The 21,872-nt window shown below is 72.8% G+C and carries 3 protein-coding genes; all 3 read right to left on the minus strand.

What is annotated here, in order from left to right; genetic code table 11:
* Positions 1-32: 32 nt before the first annotated feature.
* From GXW83_RS22030 to GXW83_RS22040, 3 genes are read right to left on the minus strand one after another with little or no spacing between them, the layout of a single operon-like run.
* Positions 33-5,645: a non-ribosomal peptide synthetase gene (locus GXW83_RS22030; protein WP_182444766.1), complete on the minus strand. Its 5,613-nt coding sequence runs from the start codon at positions 5,643-5,645 to the stop codon at positions 33-35.
* Positions 5,642-13,525 carry a non-ribosomal peptide synthetase gene (locus GXW83_RS22035; protein WP_182444767.1) on the minus strand — a complete coding sequence of 2,628 codons (7,884 nt, stop codon included), beginning with the start codon at positions 13,523-13,525 and terminating at the stop codon, positions 5,642-5,644. Before GXW83_RS22035 ends, GXW83_RS22030 begins: the two co-directional genes overlap by 4 nt.
* The gene (locus tag GXW83_RS22040; RefSeq protein ID WP_182444769.1) at positions 13,522-21,741 is read right to left on the minus strand and encodes a non-ribosomal peptide synthetase; all 8,220 of its coding nucleotides are present in this window, start codon (positions 21,739-21,741) and stop codon (positions 13,522-13,524) included. The genes GXW83_RS22035 and GXW83_RS22040 overlap by 4 nt, the downstream gene beginning before the upstream one ends.
* Between the last annotated feature and the right edge of the window lie 131 nt (positions 21,742-21,872).

Here is a 21,872-nt window from a genome sequence, read left to right on the forward strand (position 1 = left end):
AGACGGGCACGGACCGGCCGGGGCCGGACCGCTCAGAGCAGGCCGCTGAGCAGCCTGCCGATCAGCGCCGCCGGTTCCGGCGCCATCATGCCCTCGTGGGTCGCGGCCACCTCATGCATCCGCAGCCCGCCGACCAGGTACGGCTCCCAGGACTCCGGATCGGCCCAGTCCCGGACGTTCTCGGTGGCCCGGACCAGCACGGTCGGCGCCACCACCGGCACCGGCTCGGCCGCCTGGAGCAGCCGGACGTTGTTGACCGTGGCGTCCAGCACCAGGCCGCGCTGGTCGGCGCTGAGGTGACGGGTCTCGCCGTCGCTGCGCCCGAGGTAGTCCACGATCCTGGCGCGGACCACGGCCGGGTCGTCCGGCAGCTGCTGCGGATCGCCGTGGATGCGGGTGTACGCCTCGTACATGTCGGCCAGCACCTGCTGCACGGACTGCGTCCGGCGCAGTTCGGCGGCGACCGGGTAGGAGTCGAGCAGCACCAGCAGGCCCACCTTCTCGCCCTGCTGCTCCAGTTCGGCCGCCAGCGCCTGGGCCAGGCCGCCGCCCAGCGACCAGCCCAGCAGGTGGTACGGGCCGGTCGGCTGGACGGAGCGGATCCGGGCGGTGAAGTCGGCCAGCAGCTCCGGCAGCGACCCGGCGAACGCGTCGGCGCCGTCCAGGCCGCGCGTCTGCAGCCCGTACACCGGCCGGTCCGGGTCCAGGGTGCGCAGCAGGCCGGAGTAGCACCAGCTGAGGCCGCCGACCGGGTGCAGGCAGAACAGCGGGGGCAGCGAGCCCGTGGTCCGCAGCGGCAGCACCGCGTCGAAGCCGCCGGCCGCGCCCTCGCCGTCCAGCCGCCGCAGCAGCGCGGCCGGGGTCGGCGCCTCGAACACGGCCCGCACCGGTATGTCCGCGCCGAGCACCGGCCCGGCCAGGGCGGTCAGCCTGGACGCCAGCAGCGAGTGGCCGCCGCGGTCGAAGAAGTTGTCGTCCACACCGACCTCCGCCACCCCCAGCACCTCGGCGAACAGGGCGCACAGCACCTGCTCGCGGGCGGAGCGCGGCGGCCGTCCGGCGGCGGCCGCCTGCTGCGGCGCGGGCAGGGCCTTCAGGTCGGTCTTGCCGGTCGGGGTCAGCGGCAGGCCGGGCAGCTGCACCACGGTCGAGGGGACCATGTGGTCGGGCAGTTCGGCCCGGACCAGCTCGCGCAGCTCCGCCGGGTCCAGGTCGGCCCCCTGCGGCACCACGTAGCCGACCAGCCGACGGTCGCCCGGGCGGTCCTCGCGGACGACGACGGCGGCGGCGGCCACCCCCGGGCAGCCCAGCAGCGCGGCCTCCACCTCGCCCGGCTCGATCCGGAAGCCGCGCAGCTTCAGCTGCCCGTCGGTCCGGCCGAGGAACTCCAGCTGCCCGTCGCGGCGGCGCCGGCCCAGGTCGCCGGTGCGGTACATGCGCGACCCGGCCGGTCCGAACGGGTCCGCCACGAACCGGCCGGCGGTCACCGCCGCGCGGTTCAGGTAGCCGCGGGCGACCCCGGCCCCGGCCAGGAACATCTCCCCGGGCACGCCCGGCGGCACCGGCCGCAGCCGCTCGTCCAGCACGTACACGCGCACGCCCGGCAGCGGCCGTCCGATGGGCTGCCGGACCAGACCCGCGTCCGGGTCGCTCAGCGCGCAGGCCGCCTCGACCGTGGTCTCGGTCGGGCCGTAGCCGTTGACCAGGCGACGGCCCCGGCCCCAGCGCTCCACCAACTGCGGCGCGCACGCCTCGCCGCCGGTGATCAGCGTGGCCAGCGCGGGCAGCTCCACCGGCGGCACCCCGGCCAGCACCGCGGGCGGCATGTGCGCGTGGGTGATCTGCTGCTCGGCCAGGAAGGACGCCAACTCCGCACCCACCGGGGCGTGTTCGGGCACCACCAGGCAGGCCCCGGTGAACAGCGCCATGGCCAGCTCGGAGACGGAGACGTCGAAGCTGGGCGAGACGAACTGGATCACCCTGCTGCCCGGGCCCGCGCCGTGCGCGGCCGCACGGTTGGCGGTCAGCCCGGCCAGGCCGCGGTGCGTGACCACGACGCCCTTGGGCGTGCCGGTCGAACCGGAGGTGTAGATGACGTAGGCGGGGTGGTCCGGCCGCAGCGGTGTGCGGCGTTCGGCGTCGGTGACGTCCTCGCTGCGGTACCCGCCGACCTCGGCGGCGGTGCCGGGGTGGTCGAGCAGCAGCACCGGCGCATCGGTGCCGGGCAGGTCGGCGGCGACCTGGGCGGTGCTGAGGACGGCGATCGGCGCGGCGTCCTGCAGCATCAGCGCCAGCCGCCGGGGCGGGTAGGCCGGGTCCAGCGGCAGGTAGGCCGCGCCCGCCTTGGCCACCGCCAGCACCGCGACGACCATGTCCACCGAGCGGGGCAGCGCGATGGCGACGAAGGTCTCCGGCCCGGCCCCGGCCGCGATCAGCCTGCGGGCCAGCCGGTTGGCGCGGGCGTTCAACGCGGCGTAGCTGGCGGTCTCCGCGCCGCACTGCACCGCCGGGGCGTCCGGGACGGCCGCCGCCTGCGCCTGGAACAGCTCCGGCAGGGTGCGCGGCGCCGGGGCCGGTTCGCCCTGCCAGTCGGCGGCCAGGGCGCGCCGCTCCTGCTCGGAGAGCAGCTCCAGCGAGCCGATCGGGCGCGCCGGATCGGCCGCCGCAGCGGCCAGCAGCCGGGACAGCCGGTCGGCGACGGCCGCCGCGCCGTCGCGGTCGAACTGCGCGGCGGCGTACTCGACCACCCCGCGCAGCCCGGTCGGGGTGCCGTCGGCCGCCCGGGTCTCGGCGATGCTGAAGGACAGGTCGAACTTGGCCACCCCCACCCCGAACTCCTCGAAGCCGACGTCCAGGCCGGTCAGCCGCATCTGCGGCTCGGCGTTGTTCTGGAACGTCAGCATCACCTGCACCAGCGGGTGGGCCGCGGCGGAGCGGACCGGGTTCAGCTCCTCGACCAGGCGCTCGAAGGGCACGTCCTGGTGGGCGTAGGCGGCCAGGTCGCTCTCGCGGACCCGCTCCAGCAGCGCCCGGAAGGACGGGTCGCCGGACGTGTCGGTGCGCAGCACCAGGGTGTTGACGAAGAAGCCGACCAGCTCGTCCAGGGCCGGGTCGGAGCGGCCCGCGACGGCCGCCCCCAGGGGGATGTCCGCCCCCGCGCCCAGGCGGCTGAGCAGCGCCGCGATCCCTGCCTGGACGACCATGAACAGGGTCGAGTCGGCGGCCCTGGCCAGCTCCGCCAGCCCCCGGTGCGCCTCGGCGTCCAGGGCGAACTCCACCGTGCCGCCCCGGTGGTCGGCGACCACCGGGCGCGGCCGGTCGCCGGGCAGCTCCAGCAGCTCCGGCGCACCGTCCAGGGCCTGACGCCAGTAGGCGAGTTGGCGGCCGAGCGGGCTGTCCGGGTCCTGCTCGTCGCCGAGTTGCTCGCGCTGCCACAGGGCGTAGTCGGCGTAGTGCACCGGCAGCGGCTCCCACTGCGGGGGGCCGCCGGCCTGCCGGGCGTTGTAGGCGCGGGCGAGGTCCCGCAGCAGCGGGGCGACCGAGGCGCCGTCCCCGGCGATGTGGTGCACCAGCAGCAGCAGGACGTGCTGCTGCGGGCCGAGCCGCAGCACGGTCGCCCGCAGCGGCAGCTCCTCGGACAGGTCGAAGCAGTGCCGGGACGCCTCCAGCAGCAGCCCGGGCCCGTCCTGCGGGGCGGCCTCCAGCAGCACCGGCACCGGCCGGGCCGACTCGGCCGGGCGGACGAACTGGTAGGGGACGCCGTCCTGTTCGCGGATGACCGAGCGGAGGATCTCGTGCCGGTCGGTCAGGTCGCCCAGGGCGGCGGTGAGCGCGTCCAGGTCCAGCTGCCCGGTGAGCCGCAGCGGCATGGGGATGTTGTAGGTGGGGCTGGGCCCCTCCATCCGGTGCAGGAACCACAGCCGCCGCTGCGCGTAGGAGAGCGGCACCAGCTCGGGGCGGTCGGCGGCGCGCAGCGGCCGGGTCTGCGGGCCGCCGACCGCCCGCTCCAGCCTGCGGGCCAGGGCGGCGACCGTGGGCGCCTCGAACAGCTCCCGGACCGGCAGCGCCACCTGGAAGGCGGCCCGCACCCGCCCCAGCAGCTTGATCGCGGACAGCGAGTGGCCGCCGAGCGCGAAGAAGTCGTCGTCGGGGGCGACCTGCGGGTGGCCCAGCACCTCGGCGAAGAGGCCGCAGAGGATCTCCTCCCGGGGGCTCAGCTCGCGCGCCTGCGGCGCGTCCCGGGTCGGCGCCTGCGGCGCCGTGGCGGCGGGCGCGTCGGCGGGCGCGGGTGCGGCAGCCAGGGCGGGGGCCCGGAGCGCTGCTTGTTGCTCGGCGGGAAACACCGGCAGCGCCCCCAGCGCGGAGCCGGGCCGCTCGGCCACGGCCTCCAGCAGCCGGACGACCTGGTCCAGCACGGTCCGTGCGGCGGCCTCGGAGTAGTGGTCGGGGCGGTACTCCAGCCGCAGCAGCAGACGCCGACCGGCCAGGCCGGCGATCAGCCGCAGCGGGTAGTGCGCCGCGTCCCGGCCGGACACCCCGGCGACCCGCAGCCCGCCGTACTCGGCGCGCGCCGCCTCTCCGCCGGGGTAGTTCTCGACGGTGAGCACCGTGTCGAACAGATCCCCCCGGCCCACCAGCCGCTGCACGTCGCCCAGGCGCGCGTGCTGGTGCCCCAGCAGCAGCGCCTGCTCCCGCTGGAGCCGAACCAGGTTGGCGGCCAGCGTCTCCTGCTGCTCCAGCCTGACCCGGACCGGAACGGTGTTGATGAACATCCCGACCATGGTCTCCACACCGGGCAGCTCCGGCGGACGGCCGGAGACCACCGAGCCGAACACCACGTCCGTGCGCCCGGTCAGCTCCGCCAGCACCAGCGCCCACACGCCCTGGAGCAGGGTGTTCACCGTGACGCCGATCCCCCGGACGCCACTCAGCAGCGTGTCGGTCAGCTGCTCCGGGAGGTCCTCGGCCAGCAGTCCGGGCAGCACCGGCGGCCGGTCCTGGCCCGGGCCGACCACCAGGCTCGGACCGGGCAGGCCCTCGAGCGCCCGGCGCCACGCCTCCCTGGTCGCCTCCGGGTCCTGGCGGCTCAGCCAGCCCAGATAGTCGCGGTAGGGGGTGACCGGCGGCAGCCCGCCGCTGTCCCCGCGATCGGCGTACAGCGTCAGCAGCTCGCGCTGGAGCTGCGGCGCGGACCAGCCGTCGATCAGGATGTGATGGGCCGTCATGACCAGCCGGTGGTCGGTCTCACCGAGCCGGACCAGGGTGAACCGCAGCGCCGGGGCGGCGGCCAGGTCGAACCGGGCCACCCGGTCGGCCTCCAGCATTTCGATCAGCCCGGGTTCGCGCTCCCCGGCCGGGAGCCCGCTCAGATCGGTCTCGGACCACGGCAGCGGCACGTCCCGGGCGATCACCTGGATCGCCTGGCCGTTCTTGCGCTGCCGGAAGGCCGCCCGCAGGTTCGCGTGGCGCCGCAGCAGCGCCTGCGCCGCGCCCCGCAGCCGCCCGGCGTCCAGCGGCCCCTCCAACTCCATGACCAGCTGGGTGTTGTAGACCTCGGCGTCGGACTCGTCGGTCAGCGTGTGGAACAGCAGCCCCTCCTGCAGGGGTGCCAGCGGCAGGATGTCCTCAATACCGGATGTCTTCATGCGATGTCCCTCAATTCGGCTTCAAGGTCGTCGATTTCGTCCTGGCTCAGGGAGACCAGCGACAGGTCGGACGGGGTGTGGCCACCGGCGTCGGGGGCCTCGGCGTGGTCGGCGAGCAGCCGCAGCATCCGGAACCAGCCGGACGCCAGCTCCTCCACCTCGGCGTGGTCGAACAACTCCCGGGGCCAGCTCCAGCAGGCGCTGAGCTCCGGACCGTGCGGCAGATCCTCGGTGATCGCGTTGACCTCCAGCGCGTGACCGACCCGCTGCCCCGGGTCGAATGGCGGCGGCCCGCTCACGCCGGGCGCCACCTCCCAGGCCACTGCCTGCGGGGTCGTCATCGAGCCGGGGTCGGGCTTCGCGGCGGCGGGGAAGCGGCCGAGGTAGTTGAAGCCCAACTGCGGTGCTGCGCGCCCGGCGAGAACGGACGCGGTCTGCGGGCAGAGGTGGCGCAGCAGCCCGTAGCCCAGGCCGTGGTCGGGCAACTCCCGCAGCTGCTCCTTGATCCGCTTCAGCGCGTTCCCGAACGCCGGTCCGGCAGCGGACAGTTCGTCGTCGGCAGGGTCGCCCGGGTCCAGCCGGACCGGGTGCAGCGCGGTGAACCAACCCACCGTCCGGGACAGGTCCAGCCCGGGCACGACCTCCTCGCGGCCGTGCCCCTCCAGGTCCAGCAGCAGCGCGGAGCCGCCGCCGATCCCGCGCCGCCGACGGTACTGGTGCACCGCCAGGGCCAGCCCGGTGAGCAGCACATCGTTCACCCCGGCGTGGAAGGCGGCCGGGACGCTGGTCAGCAGTGCCTCGGTGAGTTCGGCGGGCAGCCGCAGCGTGAGCGACTCCACCGTCCGCGCCAGATCCCGCTCCGGGTCCAGCGGCCGTCGGCCGAGCAGCGGGTCCGGGGTGTCCAGGATGCCCTGCCACAGCGGGAGTTCGACCGTGCGCGCCGGATCGGACGCGGCCTCGGCGAGCCGCTGGGACCAGCGCCGGAAGGAGGTCGGCACGGGCTCCAGCCCTGCGCGGCCGGCTGCGTCGGGGTTCGCCGCGTCCGCGTCGGTCACGGCCTGCCAGGCGGTGGCCAGGTCGGGCAGCAGGATGCGCCAGGACACGCCGTCCACGGCGAGGTGGTGCATGACCAGCAGCAGCAGTCCAGTGTGGTCGGGACCGGCGTCGAACCAGACGAACCGGGCCAGGACGCCTGCGCCGGGGGCGAGTTCGGCCTGCGCCTGGCGGCCCGCCTCGGCGACGGCCGCGTCCAGGTCGGCGGAGCCGAGGCCCGCCACGTCCACCCGGCGGAGCCAGTCCCCGGCGCTGACGGCACCGGGCTCGGCCACGGTCAGCCGCCAGCCAGCACGGCCGTTGTGGTCGTGGTCGTGGTCGTGGTCGAGCGTGCAGCGGGTGCGCAGGGCCTCGTGGGTGTCCACCAGCATCTGGAGCGCGGCGGCGAGACGGGGCAGGTCCGCGCCGACGGGGGTGTGCACCACCATCGACTGGTTGAACCCGTCGTGGTCACCGCCCAGTTCGCGCAACCAGTGCATGATCGGCGTGGCCACCGGGTCGCCCGAGTCTGGTTCGAGCGCGGGCTCGGACGCCGCGCCCACCTCCTCGGCGATCTGGGCCAGAGCGGCCGGCGACTGGTGCGTGAACACGTCCCGCGCACTGAAGCGCAGCCCGGCGCGCCGGGCCCGGCTGACCAGTTGGATGGAGAGGATGCTGTCCCCGCCGAGTTCGAAGAAGCCGTCGTCGGGGCCGACCTGGGTCACGCCCAACACCTCGGCGACCAGCCCGCACAGCACCTCCTCCCGTGCACTGCGCGGTGCACGCCCGGCCGGACGGGCCGAGGTGTCCGGTGCGGGAAGCGCCTTGAGGTCGGTCTTGCCGTTGGGAGTCAGCGGCAGCGCCTCCAGGACCACCAGGGCCGAGGGCACCATGTACTCCGGCAGCCGACCGGCCACCGCCGACCGCATCGTCGACAGATCGACATCCGCGTCACCGTCCGGGACCAGGTAGCCGACCAGGCGCCGGTCACCGGGACGGTCCTCGCGGACCACCACCACCGCCTGACCCACACCCGCCACCGCCGCGAGCGCCGACTCCACCTCACCCAACTCGATACGGAACCCCCGCACCTTGACCTGGTGATCCGCACGCCCGACGAACTCCAACCCGCCTTCGCCACGCCACCGGACGACATCCCCGGTCCGGTACAACCGCGACCCGGGCGCGCCGAAGGGGTCGGCCACGAACCGGCCCGCCGTCAACGCGGAACGCCCCAGGTAGCCCCGGGCCAACCCCGCGCCCGCCACATACAGTTCACCGGACACACCCACCGGCACCGGCTGCAACCGGTCGTCCAGCACATACACCCGCGCATTGACGATCGGACCACCGATCGGCGGCACCACCGCCCCCGAGAGCGCACCGCTCATGGTCGCGCACACCGTCGTCTCCGTCGGCCCGTACGCATTCACCATCCGCCGACCCACCGACCACCGCTCCACCAACCCGGGTGCACACGCCTCACCCGCCACCACCAACGTCATCCCGGCAGGCAGACCGTCCTCCGGCAGCACCGACAACACCGCAGGCGGCAACGTCGCATGCGTCACCCCGTGCCGTGCCAACACCCCCGCCAGACCCTCACCCGGCAGCAGCTCCTCCGCCGACGCCAACACCAACCGCGCCCCCGACAACAACGCCATGCAGACCTCGGAGGCAGCGGCATCGAAACTTGGTGAGGCGAACTGCAGCACCCTGCTCTCGGGGGTGACACCAAAGCGCTCGATCTGTCCGGCAGCCAGGCTGGAGATACCGCTGTGCGTGACGACCACGCCCTTGGGGCGTCCGGTCGAGCCGGAGGTGTAGATCACCCAGGCCGGGTTCGCCACCAGCAACGGTGCCAACCGATCGGCATCCGACAGGTCCGCCTCCGAGAGGCCTACCAGGGCGTCCGACAGTTCGGGTGCGTCCACCGCGAGCACCTGGGCGACGTGCTCGCCGATGGCCGCGCTGTGCGACAAATCGGTGAGGGCGCAGACGGGTTGGGCGTCGTCCAGCATGTAACCGATCCGGTCCCTCGGATACGCCGGATCCACCGGCAGATACGCACCACCGGCCTTCACCACCGCCAACACCGACACCAACCACTCCACCGAACGCGGCAACGCCACCGCAACCAACCGCTCCGGCCCCACCCCCAACCCCACCAACAACCGCGCCAACCGATTCGCCCGCGCATTCACCTCCCCATACGACAACGACACCCCACCGAACTCCACCGCCACCGCACCCGACGACAACGCAACCCGCCGCTCGAACAACACCGGCAACGAAGCCACAGGCACAGCCGTCTCAGAAGCGTTCCACTCCACCAGCACCGCATCACGCTCCGACGCACCCAACACCGGCAGACGACTCACCGGCAGCTCCGGATCAGCAACCACCGCCTCCAACAACCGCACCAGACGATCAACCAAACCCTCGGCCGTACTGCGGTCGAAGATGCTGGTGGCGAAGACCAGGCTGCCGGTGATGCCGCTGGGCTCGCCGTCGGCGTCCCGGTGTTCGCGCAGGCTGAGGCCCAGGTCGAACTTGGCGGCGGCCGGGTCCAGGTCAGTCACCTCGGCGGTGATCCCGGGGAAGGCAAGGTCGCCGGGGGTGTGGCTCTGCAGGGTCAACAGCACCTGGAACAGCGGGTGGTAGGCCAGTGACCGAGCCGGGTTGACGGCCTCGACCAACCGCTCGAACGGCACGTCCGCCTGTCCGAACGCCGCCAGATCCACCTCCCGCACCCGCTCCACCAACGCACGGAACCCCGGATCACCCGACACATCCGCACGCAACACCAACGTATTCACGAAGAACCCCACCAACCCGTCCAACGCCTCATCACCACGACCCGCCACCGCCGTCCCCACCGACACATCCACACCACCACCCAACCGCGACAACAACGCAACCAAACCCGCCTGCACCACCATGAACAACGACGCACCACACCCACGCGCCAACCCCACCAACCCCGCATGCACACCCTCCGACAACCGCACCCCCACCTCAGCACCCCGATGATCAGCCACCACCGGACGCGCCCGATCCAACGGCAACTCCAACAACTCCGGCACACCCGCCAACTGCTCGCGCCAGTAATCGGTCTGCCGCGACAGCAGGCTGTCCGGGTCGGACGGCTCACCGAGCAGCTCACGCTGCCACAACGCATAGTCGGCATACTGCACCGGCAGCGCCGACCAGTTCGGCGCCACACCGCCCAACCGCGCCCCGTACGCCGCCGACAGATCACCCAACAGCGGCGCCGTGGACCACCCGTCCGCAACAATGTGGTGCAACACCAACAGCAGCACCTGACGCCCCGGAGCCACCCGGAACAACGTCACCCGCCACGGCAGTTCGCCGCCCAGGTCGAACCCGTACCGGGAACCGAACGCCAGGGCGTCGTCCAACTGCCCTTCGGACAGATCCACCACGTCGAAGACCGGCGACCACTCCCCCTCCGGCAGCACCACCTGCCGAGGCACACCATCCACCTCGGGAAACACCGTCCGCAACACCTCATGCCGCCCAGCCAGATCACCCAACGCAGCCCGCATCACCCCCTCATCCACCTCACCCGCCAAACGCACCGCCAACGGCACGTTGTACGTCGCACTCGGACCCTCGACCTGGCTCAGCACCCACAGGCGGTTCTGGGCGTGGGACAGCGGGAGTACGTCCGGCCGGCGAACGGCTCGGGGCGACGTACGGGCCTGGTCCGCGCTGTCCAGCCGCTCGGCCAGGGCGGCCGGGGTCGGCGCTTCGAAGACGGTGCGGAGGGGCAGTTCGACGCCGAACACCGCCCGGATTCGGCTGATCAGCCGGGTGGCCAGCAGCGAGTGACCGCCGAGTTCGAAGAAGCCGTCGTCGGGACCGACCTGGGTCACGCCCAACACCTGGGCGACCAGACCGCACAGCACCTCCTCCCGTGCACTGCGCGGTGCCCGCCCGGCCGGACGCGCCGAGGTGTCCGGTGCGGGAAGCGCCTTGAGGTCGGTCTTGCCGTTGGGAGTCAGCGGCAGCGCCTCCAGGACCACCAGGGCCGAGGGCACCATGTACTCCGGCAGCCGACCGGCCACCGCCGACCGCACCGTCGACAGATCGACATCCGTGTCCGCACGGTCCGGGACCAGGTAGCCGACCAGGCGCCGGTCACCGGGACGGTCCTCGCGGACCACCACCACCGCCTGACCCACACCCGCCACCGCCGCGAGCACCGACTCCACCTCACCCAACTCGATACGGAACCCCCGCACCTTCACCTGGTGATCCGCACGCCCGACGAACTCCAACCCGCCTTCGCCACGCCACCGGGCCACATCCCCGGTCCGGTACAACCGCGACCCCGGCCCGCCGAAGGGGTCGGCCACGAACCGGCCCGCCGTCAGCGCGGAACGCCCCAGGTAGCCCCGGGCCAACCCCGCGCCCGCCACATACAGTTCACCAGGAACCCCGACCGGCACCGGCTGCAACCGGTCGTCCAGCACATACACCCGCGCATTGACGATCGGACCACCGATCGGCGGCACCACCGCCCCCGAGAGCGCACCGCTCATGGTCGCGCACACCGTCGTCTCCGTCGGCCCGTACGCATTCACCATCCGCCGACCCACCGACCACCGCTCCACCAACCCGGGTGCACACGCCTCACCCGCCACCACCAACGTCATCCCGGCAGGCAGACCGTCCTCCGGCAGCACCGACAGCACCGCAGGCGGCAACGTCGCATGCGTCACCCCGTGCCGCGCCAACACCCCCGCCAGACCCTCACCCGGCAGCAGCTCCTCCGCCGACGCCAACACCAACCGCGCCCCCGACAACAACGCCATGACCACTTCCCAGGAGGCCGCGTCGAAGCTGGGTGAGGCGAACTGCAGCACCCTGCTCTCGGAAGTCACCCGCAGGGCGTTGATCTGGGACAGGGAGAGGCTGGCCAAGCCCTCGTGGGTGACGACCACGCCCTTGGGGCGTCCGGTCGAGCCGGAGGTGTAAATCACCCAGGCCGGATTCGCCACCAGCAACGGCGCCAACCGGTCGGCATCCGACAGGTCCACCTCCGAGAGGCCGGCCAGCCGGTCCGCCGTCTCCTGGCTGTCGACCAGCAGCGGGGTTACGGTGTCGGGCAGCACCCCGACGGCGTTCGCGTTGGTGAGGACGCAGACGGGTTGGGCGTCGTCCAGCATGTAACCGATCCGGTCCCTCGGATACGCCGGATCCACCGGCAGATACGCACCACCGGCCTTCACCACCGCCAACACCGACACCAACCACTCCACCGAACGCGGCAACGCCACCGCAACCAACCGCTCCGGCCCCACCCCCAACCCCACCAACACCCGCGCCAACCGATTCGCCCGCGCATTCACCTCCCCATACGACAACGACACCCCACCGAACTCCACCGCCACCGCACCCGACGACAACGCAACCCGCCGCTCGAACAACACCGGCAACGAAGCCACAGGCACAGCCGTCTCAGTAGCGTTCCACTCCACCAGCACCGCATCACGCTCCGACGCACCCAACACCCGCAGACGACTCACCGGCAGCTCCGGATCAGCAACCACCGCCTCCAACAACCGCACCAGACGATCAACCAAACCCTCGGCCGTGCTCCGGTCGAAGATGCTGGTGGCGTACGTCAGCGTCCCCGAGATCCCCTCAGGCCCCTCCTGCAGGTTGAACGTCAGATCGAACTTCGCCGCCCCCGCACTCAGATCCTCCACCGCCGCAGCCGACACCCCCGGCAACGACAACCCACCACCACCCGCGTTCTGCAACACCAACATCACCTGGAACAGCGGGTGGTACGCCAACGACCGCGCAGGATTCACCGCCTCGACCAACCGCTCGAACGGCACATCGGCCTGCCCGAACGCCGCCAGATCCACCTCCCGCACCCGCTCCACCAACGCACGGAACCCCGGATCACCCGACACATCCGCACGCAACACCAACGTATTCACGAAGAACCCCACCAACCCGTCCAACGCCTCATCACCACGACCCGCCACCGCCGTCCCCACCGACACATCCACACCACCACCCAACCGCGACAACAACGCAACCAAACCCGCCTGCACCACCATGAACAACGACGCACCACACCCACGCGCCAACCCCACCAACCCCGCATGCACACCCACCGACAACCGCACCCCCACCTCAGCACCCCGATGATCAGCCACCACCGGACGCGCCCGATCCAACGGCAACTCCAACAACTCCGGCACACCCAACAACTGCTCACGCCAGAAACCCAACTGCCGCGACAGCAAGCTCTCAGGGTCGGACTCCTCCCCCAACACCTCCCGCTGCCAGAGGGCATAGTCGGCGTACTGCACCGGCAGCGGCGACCATCCCGGCGCCACACCACCCAACCGCGCCCCGTACGCCGCCGACAGATCCCCCAACAGCGGACCCACCGACCAGCCGTCCGCAATGATGTGGTGCAACACCAGCAGCAAGACCTGACGCCCCGGAGCCACCCGGAACAGCGTCACCCGCCACGGCACCTCACCGCCCAGCACGAACCCGTACCGCGCACCGGCCGCCAGGGCATGCTCAAGCTGGTCCTCCGACACGTCCACCACGTCGAAGACGGGCTCCCACTCCCCCTCCGGCAGCACCACCTGCCGAGGCACGCCGTCCACCTCGGGAAACACCGTCCGCAACACCTCATGCCGCCCAGCCAGATCACCCAACGCAGCCCGCATCACCCCCTCATCCACCTCACCCGCCAAACGCACCGCCAAAGGCACGTTGTACGTCGCACTCGGACCCTCCATCCGGTGCAGGAACCACAGGCGCTGCTGCGTGTACGAGAGCGGGATCATGACGTCTCCTCAGGGGTGTTCTGGGGCCGACGCATCGGCCTGAGCTTCGGGCGTGCCTTCTCTGCTCCCACCAGGCGGCCGGCCAGGGCCTCCACCGTGGGGTTCTCGAACAGGGCGCGGATCGACAGTTCGGCGTCGAACACCGCGCGGATCCGGCTGATCAGCCGGGTGGCCAGCAGCGAGTGACCGCCACGGTCGAAGAAGTTCTCGTCCGCCCCGATCCGCTCCAGGCCCAGGAGTTCTGCGAACAGGCCGCACAAGATCTCCTCCTGGGCGTTCTGCGGGGGGCGGCCGACCTCGTGCGGGGCGGTATCGGGAAGCGGCAGGGCTTTGAGGTCGGTCTTGCCGTTGGGAGTCAGCGGCAGCGCCTCCAGGACCACCAGAGCCGAGGGCACCATGTACTCCGGCAGCCGAGCAGCCACCACCGACCGCACCATCGACAGTTCGACATCCGCGTCCGCACGGTCCGGGACCAGGTAGCCGACCAGACGCCGGTCACCGGGACGGTCCTCCCGGACCACCACCACCGCCTGACCCACACCCGCCACCGCCGCGAGCGCCGACTCCACCTCACCCAACTCGATACGGAACCCCCGCACCTTCACCTGGTGATCCGCACGCCCGACGAACTCCAACCCGCCTTCGCCACGCCACCGGACCACATCCCCGGTCCGGTACAACCGCGACCCCGGCCCGCCGAAGGGGTCGGCCACGAACCGGCCCGCCGTCAACGCCGAACGCCCCAGATAGCCCCGGGCCACGCCGTGGCCTCCGAGGTACAGCTCGCCGGGGACGCCGACCGGCACGGGTTGCAGGTGCTGGTCGAGGACGTAGGCGGTGGTGTTGTCCATGGGGGCGCCGATGGGTGGGACGGCCTGGTAGTCGAAGGGCCGGGCCAGCGCGTGGAACGTGGCGAACGTGGTGGTCTCCGTCGGTCCGTAGACGTGCCGGACGAGCAGCTCGGGGTGCTGTTCCACGGCGCTGCGCAGGGCGGGGAGGGAGCCTGCCTCGCCGCCGGTCCACACCTCGCGCAGGGCGGAGAGCGGCCTGGCCGCGTCCTCGGCCAGCAGGTTGAACAGTGCGGTGGTGAGGAAGACCGCTGTCGGCCGCTGGGTCAGCAGGAGGTCGCGCAGTGCGTCCAGATCCACCGGGCCGGGAGGTGCGATCAGCACCTCGCCCCCGGAGAGCAGCGGAATCCACAGCTCGTAGGTCGAGGCGTCGAAGGCCAGCGGCGAGTGCAGCAGGACCCGCCGGTGGGCGTCGGCGCGGAAGGCGGTGTCGTTGGCCAGGGCGACGATGTTGCGGTGGGTCACCGCCACGCCCTTGGGGACGCCGGTGGAGCCGGAGGTGAACATGGCGTAGGCGAGCCGATCCGGTTGGATCGGCAGGCCGGGGTCGTGGTCGGGCCCCTCGGCGTCAGCGGTCAACGCCGGGACGTCCAGCACCGTCACGCCTGCGGGCAGGGCGACCGCCTCGGTGCTCCGGTCGGTCAGCACCAGGTCGACCCCGCTCTGTTCAAGGATCATCTGGATGCGTTCGGCGGGATAGCGCGAGTCGATCGGCAGGTAGGTCCCGCCAGCCTTCAGTACGGCGAGGATGGCGACGACGGCGTCGAAGGAACGCTCCTGGAGCAGGACGACCCGGGTTTCCGCGCCGACGCCGGCCGCGATCAGCCGGTGCGCCAACCGGTTGGCGCGGCTGTCCAGTTGGGCGTAGCTGAGGGTGGCATCGCCGAGCCGCAGGGCGATCGCCTGCGGGGTGCGGGCGGCCTGGACGCGGAACAGTTCCGGCAGCGAGGCCGCAGGGACAGCCGTGTCGGTGGCGTTCCACTTCACCAGTACCGCTTCGCGCTCGGGCGCGCCCAGCACCGGCAGTCGACTGACCGGCAGCTCCGGGTCAGCAACCACCGCCTCCAGCAGCCGCACCAGGCGGTCGACCAGACCCTCGGCCGTACTGCGGTCGAAGATGCTGGTGGCGTACGTCAGCGTCCCCGAGATCCCCTCAGGGCCCTCCTGCAGGTTGAACGTGAGATCGAACTTCGCCGCCCCCGCGCTCAGATCCTCGACCGCCGCAGCCGACACCCCCGGCAACGACAGCCCGCCGCTGGCGTTCTGCAACACCAACATCACCTGGAACAGCGGGTGGTAAGCCAGTGACCGAACCGGGTTGGCGGCCTCGACCAACCGCTCGAACGGCACGTCCGCCTGTCCGAACGCCGCCAGATCCACCTCCCGCACCCGCTCCACCAACGCACGGAACCCCGGATCACCCGACACATCCGCACGCAACACCAACGTATTGACGAAGAACCCCACCAACCCGTCCAACGCCTCATCACCACGACCCGCCACCGCCGTCCCCACCGACACATCCACACCACCACCCAACCGCGACAACAACGCAACCAAACCCGCCTGCACCACCATGAACAACGACGCACCACACCCACGCGCCAACCCCACCAACCCCGCATGCACACCCACCGGGAGCGTGAACTGGGTCTGGGCGCCGCGGTGGTCGGCGACGGCGGGACGCGGCCGGTCCAGGGGCAGTTCCAACAGCTCCGGCAGACCGGCCAGTTGCTCGCGCCAGTAGTCGGTCTGCCGCGACAACAGGCTGTCCGGGTCGGACGGCTCACCGAGCAGCTCACGCTGCCACAACGCATAGTCGGCATACTGCACCGGCAGCGCCGACCAGTTCGGCGCCACACCGCCCAACCGCGCCGCATACGCCGCCGACAGATCACCCAACAGCGGCGCCGTGGACCACCCGTCCGCAACAATGTGGTGCAACACCAACAGCAGCACCTGACGCCCCGGAGCCACCCGGAACAACGTCACCCGCCACGGCAGTTCGCCGCCCAGGTCGAACCCGTACCGGGAACCGAACGCCAGGGCGTCGTCCAACTGCCCTTCGGACAGGTCCACCACGTCCAGTGGGGCGGTGGTGCGGCCGGCCGGGAGGATCTCCTGGACGGGCTCGCCGTCGGCCTCGGGGAAGCGGGTGCGCAGGCTCTCGTGGCGGTCGAGCAGGTCGCCGAGGGCGGCCCGCAGGGCGGTCTCGTCCAGCGTGCCGTCGATCCGGACGGCCATCGGCACGTTGTAGGTGGCGGCCGACTCGTCCAGGGTGCGCAGGAACCAGAGCCGTTGCTGGGCCGGGGAGAGGGGGATGCGTGCCGGGCGGGGCCGGGGGTCCAGCCGGGTGCGGGCGGTCCGCGCCTCGTCCAGGCGGGCGCTGAGCTGCGCCGGAGTGGGTGCTTCGAACAGCGCGCGCAGCGAGCTCTCGACGCCCAGGACCGAGCGGATGCGGCCGTTCAGCCGGGTGGCCAGCAGCGAGTGGCCGCCACGGTCGAAGAAGTTCTCGTCCGCCCCCATCCGCTCCAGGCCCAGCACCTCGGCGAACAGGCCGCACAGGATCTCCTCGCGGGCGGTGCGCGGCGGCCGACCGCTCTCCTGCACGGTGACCGCCTCGGGGGCGGGCAGGGCGTCGCGGTCGAGCTTGCGGTTGGCGGTGAGCGGGAACCGGTCGATCAGCACGACGGCGGCCGGGACCATGTAGTCCGGCAGGTGCGCGGCGGCGTGGCGGCGCAGCTCGCCGGGGTCCAGGCCGGGGCGCGCCGGGACGGCGTAGGCGACGAGCCGCCGGTCGCCGGGCCGGTCCTCGCGGACCACGGCGGCGGCCTGCAGCACATCGGGGTGGGTGCCGAGCACGGATTCCACCTCGCCGAGCTCGATCCTGAACCCGCGGAGCTTGACCTGGTGGTCGACGCGTCCGACGAACTCCAGCAGCCCGGACGGGTTCCACCGGCCCAGGTCGCCGGAGCGGTACATGCGGGCCCCCGGCGGGCCGAACGGGTCGGCCACGAAGCGTGCCGCGGTCAGCTCGGGGCGGCCGAGGTAGCCGCGGGTGACCAGCTCGCCGGCGATGTACAGCTCGCCGGTGACGCCGACCGGGACCGGCTGCAGCCGGGCGTCCAGCACGTACATGCGGGTGTTCCAGACCGGGCGGCCGATGGTCACCACGCCGGACGGCACCGGATCGCCGGGTTCGATGCGGAACTCGGTGCAGCCCACGGTGGTCTCGGTCGGGCCGTACTCGTTGATCACCGCGGCGTCGGGGTTGCGCTGCCGCCACTCGTCCAGCACCTCGCCCATGAGCGACTCGCCGCCGAGCACCAGCTGCCGGGTGGGCGAGAAGCCGCCGTCCAGCTCCAGCAGCAGCGGTAGGTGGCTGGGGGTGGCCTTGACGAAGGTCGGCCGGGCCGGGCCGGTGACCTCGGCGGCGGGGGCGCTGCCGTCCACGGCGAGCAGGTGGGCGCAGCCGCCGGAGGTGAGCGGGGCGTACAGGCCGGTCACGGTGAGGTCGAAGGAGACCGGGGAGTGGACCAGGGCGCGGCCGGAGACGCTGTCGTACGCCTGCCGGGCCCAGGCCAGGTAGAGGTTGACCGAGCGGTGTTCCACGACGACGCCCTTGGGGCGGCCGGTGGAGCCGGAGGTGTAGATGACGAAGGCGGCGTGCTCGGGGCGCAGCGGCGCGGTCCGCTCGGCGTCGTCCAGGTCGCGTTCGTCGTCCAGGTCGCTTTCGTCGGCCGGGTCGCTGCCGTCGGCGGGCAGTAGCAGCTGCGGGACGGTCTGTGGCAGTGTCCCGGCGAGGGCGGGGACGGTCAGCAGCACCTCCGGTCGGACCTCGGCCAGCAGGGCGGCGAGGCGGTCGGCGGGGTGGCCGGGGTCGAGCGGCAGGTAGGCGCCGCCGGTCTTGAGCACCGCGAGCAGCGCCACGACCAGGTCGAGCGAGGGCGGGACGGCGATGGCGGCGAACCGCTCCGGGCCGAGGCCGCGCCGGAGCAGCCGCCGGGCCAGCCGGTTGGCCCGGCGGTTGAGTTCCGCGTAGCTGAGGGTGGCCCCGGCGTGGGCGACGGCCGTGGCGTCGGGCGTGCGCCGCACCTGGGCCTCGAACAGCTGCGGCAGGGTGGCGTCGGCGAGGGTGCGGGCGGGGCCGCTCCACTCGACCAGCAGTTGCCGCCGTTCCTCGGGGGCGAGCAGGTCGAGATCGCCGATCGGCAGGTCCGGGCGGGCGACTGCGGCCTCCAGCAGCCGGACCAGCCGGTCCGCCAGTGCCTGGGCGGTGGAGGCGTCGAAGAGGTCGGCGGCGTACTCGAGTGTGCCGTCCAGTCCGGCGTCGGCCTCGCCGGGTCGGGCGCGTTCGTGGAACAGGAAGGACAGGTCCACCTTGGCGGCCTGCTTGTCGGCGGTGCTGAGTCGGACGTCCAGTCCGGGCAGCCGGAACTCGGCGCGCTCGGCGCCCTGGAAGGTCAGCATGGTCTGGAACAGCGGGTGGTAGGCGAGCGAGCGGGCCGGGTTGACGTGCTCCACCAGCCGTTCGAACGGCAGTCGCTGGTGTGCGAAGTCGGCCAGGTCGCCGCTGCGGACCCGGCGCAGCACCTCGCGGAAGCTGGGGTCGCCGCTGGTGTCGGTACGCAGGACCACGGTGTCCACGAAGCAGCCCACCAGTTGGTCGAGCGCCTCGTCCGAGCGGCCGCCGGCGGCGGTGCCCAGGGGGATGTCGGTGCCCGCTCCGAGGCGGGTGAACAGCGCGGCCAGGGCGGCTTGGACGGCCATGAACAGGGTGCTGCCGGTGCTCAGGGCCAGTGCGGTGAGGCGCTGCTGCAGCCCGGCGTCCAGGGTGAAGCGGACCGAGCCGCCGTCGCGTCCGGCCACGGCCGGGCGCGGCCGGTCGGTGGGCAGTTCCAGGACGTCCGGCAGGCCGGTCAACCGCTGCTGCCAGTAGTCGAGTTCGGCGCTGGTGTCGGCGGCGTCGGTGAGCTGCTGCTGCCACAGCGTGTAGTCGGCGTACTGGACGGGCAGCGGCTGCCAGCCGGGGGTGCGGCCCGACTGGCGGGTGGCGTAGGCGGTGGACAGGTCGCGGCCCAGCGGCGCGAGCGAGGCGCCGTCCGCGGCGATGTGGTGCAGCAGCAGGAGCAGGACGTGCTGTTCCTCGCCGAGCGCGAACAGGTGGGCCCTGAAAGGGATGTGGGTGCGCAGGTCGAAGCTGTGCCGGGAGGCGCGGGTGAGTTCGGCGTCCAGATGGGTCGGATCGGTCCGGGTCAGCGGCAGTTCGGGGCGGGCCTGTTCGGCGGGCAGCACCAGCTGGTACGGCTCGGTCTGGTCGTGGCGGTAGCAGGTGCGCAGCACTTCGTGGCGCTCGACCAGGTCGCCAAGGGCCGCGTGCAGGGCGGCGCGGTCCAACGGGCCGTCCAGGCGCAGGGTGAGGGCGATGTTGTAGGAGGTGTCGGTGCGGTCGAGCTGCTGGAGGAACCAGAGCCGGCGCTGGGCGGCGGACAGCGGAAGCCGCTCCGGTCTTGCCACGGGTGCCAGTTGGGGCAGCTCGGGGCGGGGCTCGTCGCGGTCGAGCCGGGCGGCGAGGGCGGCGGGGGTGGGGGCGTGGAAGACCTCCATGACGTCCAGGCCGACGCCGAGCATCCGGCGGACGCGGTTGACCAGGCGGTTGGCGCGCAGCGAGTGGCCGCCGAGGGCGAAGAAGTCGTCGTCCGGCCCGACCCGGGGCAGGCCGAGGACCTCGGCGAACAGTCCGCACAGGGCCTCCTCGCGCGGGGTGCGCGGGGCACGTCCGAGACCGGCTGCCGGGGCGGCGCCGGGCCGGGGCAGGGCGGCGCGGTCGAGCTTGCCGTTGGGAGTCAGCGGCAGCGCGTCGATGACCAGCACCCGTGCCGGGACGGCATGTTCGGGCAGCCGCAGGGTCAGCTCGCGGCGGGCCGCGTCCGGGTCGGGCCGGGCTCCCGGGGCCGGGACGAGGTAGCCGGTCAGGTTTCCGTCGCCGGTGCCGAGCACGGCTGCGGCGGCGACGCCGGGGCAGGCCAGCAGGGCGGCCTCGACCTCGGCGGGCTCCACCCGGTGGCCACGGATCTTGAGTTGCTGGTCGGCCCGGCCGAGGTAGTCCAGGGTGCCGTCGCCCCGGGCCCGGACCAGGTCGCCGGTGCGGTAGCAGCCCTCCTCGGCGAAACCGCCGAGACCGCCCTCGGGATCGGCATAGCGGGCCAACCGCCGCGTGCGCACCAGGAGTTCGCCCTGATGCCCGGCGGCTGCCGAGACGGCCGGGGTGTCGGTTCCGTCGGCGGCGCGGAGCAGCAGCTCGACGCCATCAATGCCGGGCCCGAGCGGCAACGAACCGGAGTCCGAACGCACGTCGGACTGACGTATCGTCAACGCCGATACCGCTTGCGGGGTTTCGGTGGCGCCGTAGAGGTTGAGCAGCTGTGCGGACGGGGCCGCCCCGGCCCAGGCGTCGACGGTGTGCCGGCCCAGGGCCTCGCCGCCGAAACCGGCCAACCGCAGGGCGGGCCAGCCGCCTTCGGGGGCGTTCTCGGCGAGGGCGTCGCCCAGGCTGGGGGTGAGGTGGGCGACGGTGACCCGGGCCCGGGCCAGCCAGGCGCCGACCCGCCGGGCCTCGCGCGGCTCCGCGTCCGGGAAGCAGGCGGTGCCGCCGACCCACAGCGGGGTCAGCAGGTCGCGCAGCAGTGGGTCGTGGCCCAGCCCGGAGAGCGCCGCGAAGCGGTCCGCGCTGTCCAGCCCGAACTCCCGGGCGTACCAGCCGAGGAAGTGCTCGACCGGCTCCCAGCCGCCGACCACGGCCCGGGGCCGTCCGGTGGTGCCCGAGGTGAACGCCACATAGGCGGCCGACGACGGCGCGCAACCGCCGGACGGCGCAGGCGAATCGGCGCGGGTACCAGTACTGGCGGCGGCGCCGGTGTCGGCGGGCTGCTGCTGCCGCAGGTCCAGTACCGGGGCCTGGGCCAGGTCGGCCGGGAGGCCCTGCGGGTCGCAGTCCAGCCAGGCGCGGGGGTGCAGTTGCTCGGCGTACTCGCGCAGCCGCTGCGTCGGGTGGGCCGCGTCGAGCACGCTGAAGGCCGCGCCGGTGCCCGCCACGGCCAGCAGCGCCACCGCCAACTCCGGGACGCGGCGGGCGTGCACGGCCACCACCTCGCCCGGGCCCGCGCCCTGGGCGCGGAGCCAGTCCGCCACCCGCTCGCTCTCGCGCACCACTTGGGCGTAGCTCCATACGCGTCCGGCGCCCTCCAGCGCCGGTTGCTCCGGCGTCCGCCGGGCGTGCCGGGCCAGCCGGTCCAGCAGGACGGGGCGTCCCGCCTCCGCCGCCCGCACCGGTGCCCGCTCCGGACCCCGAACCGCAACTCCTGCCATGGGTCAGCTCCCTCAGCTCACTCGACCTGACTGGGGAAGCTACGGACCCGCTGTTTCGCCGCGTTATCCGCGATCGATAAGCCATCGATACTCGGGCCTCCTACCGTCCTCGACTACCGCCCGTCCGCGGA

Origin of the sequence: Streptacidiphilus sp. PB12-B1b (genome assembly GCF_014084125.1) — a bacterium.
Lineage (GTDB): Bacteria > Actinomycetota > Actinomycetes > Streptomycetales > Streptomycetaceae > Streptacidiphilus.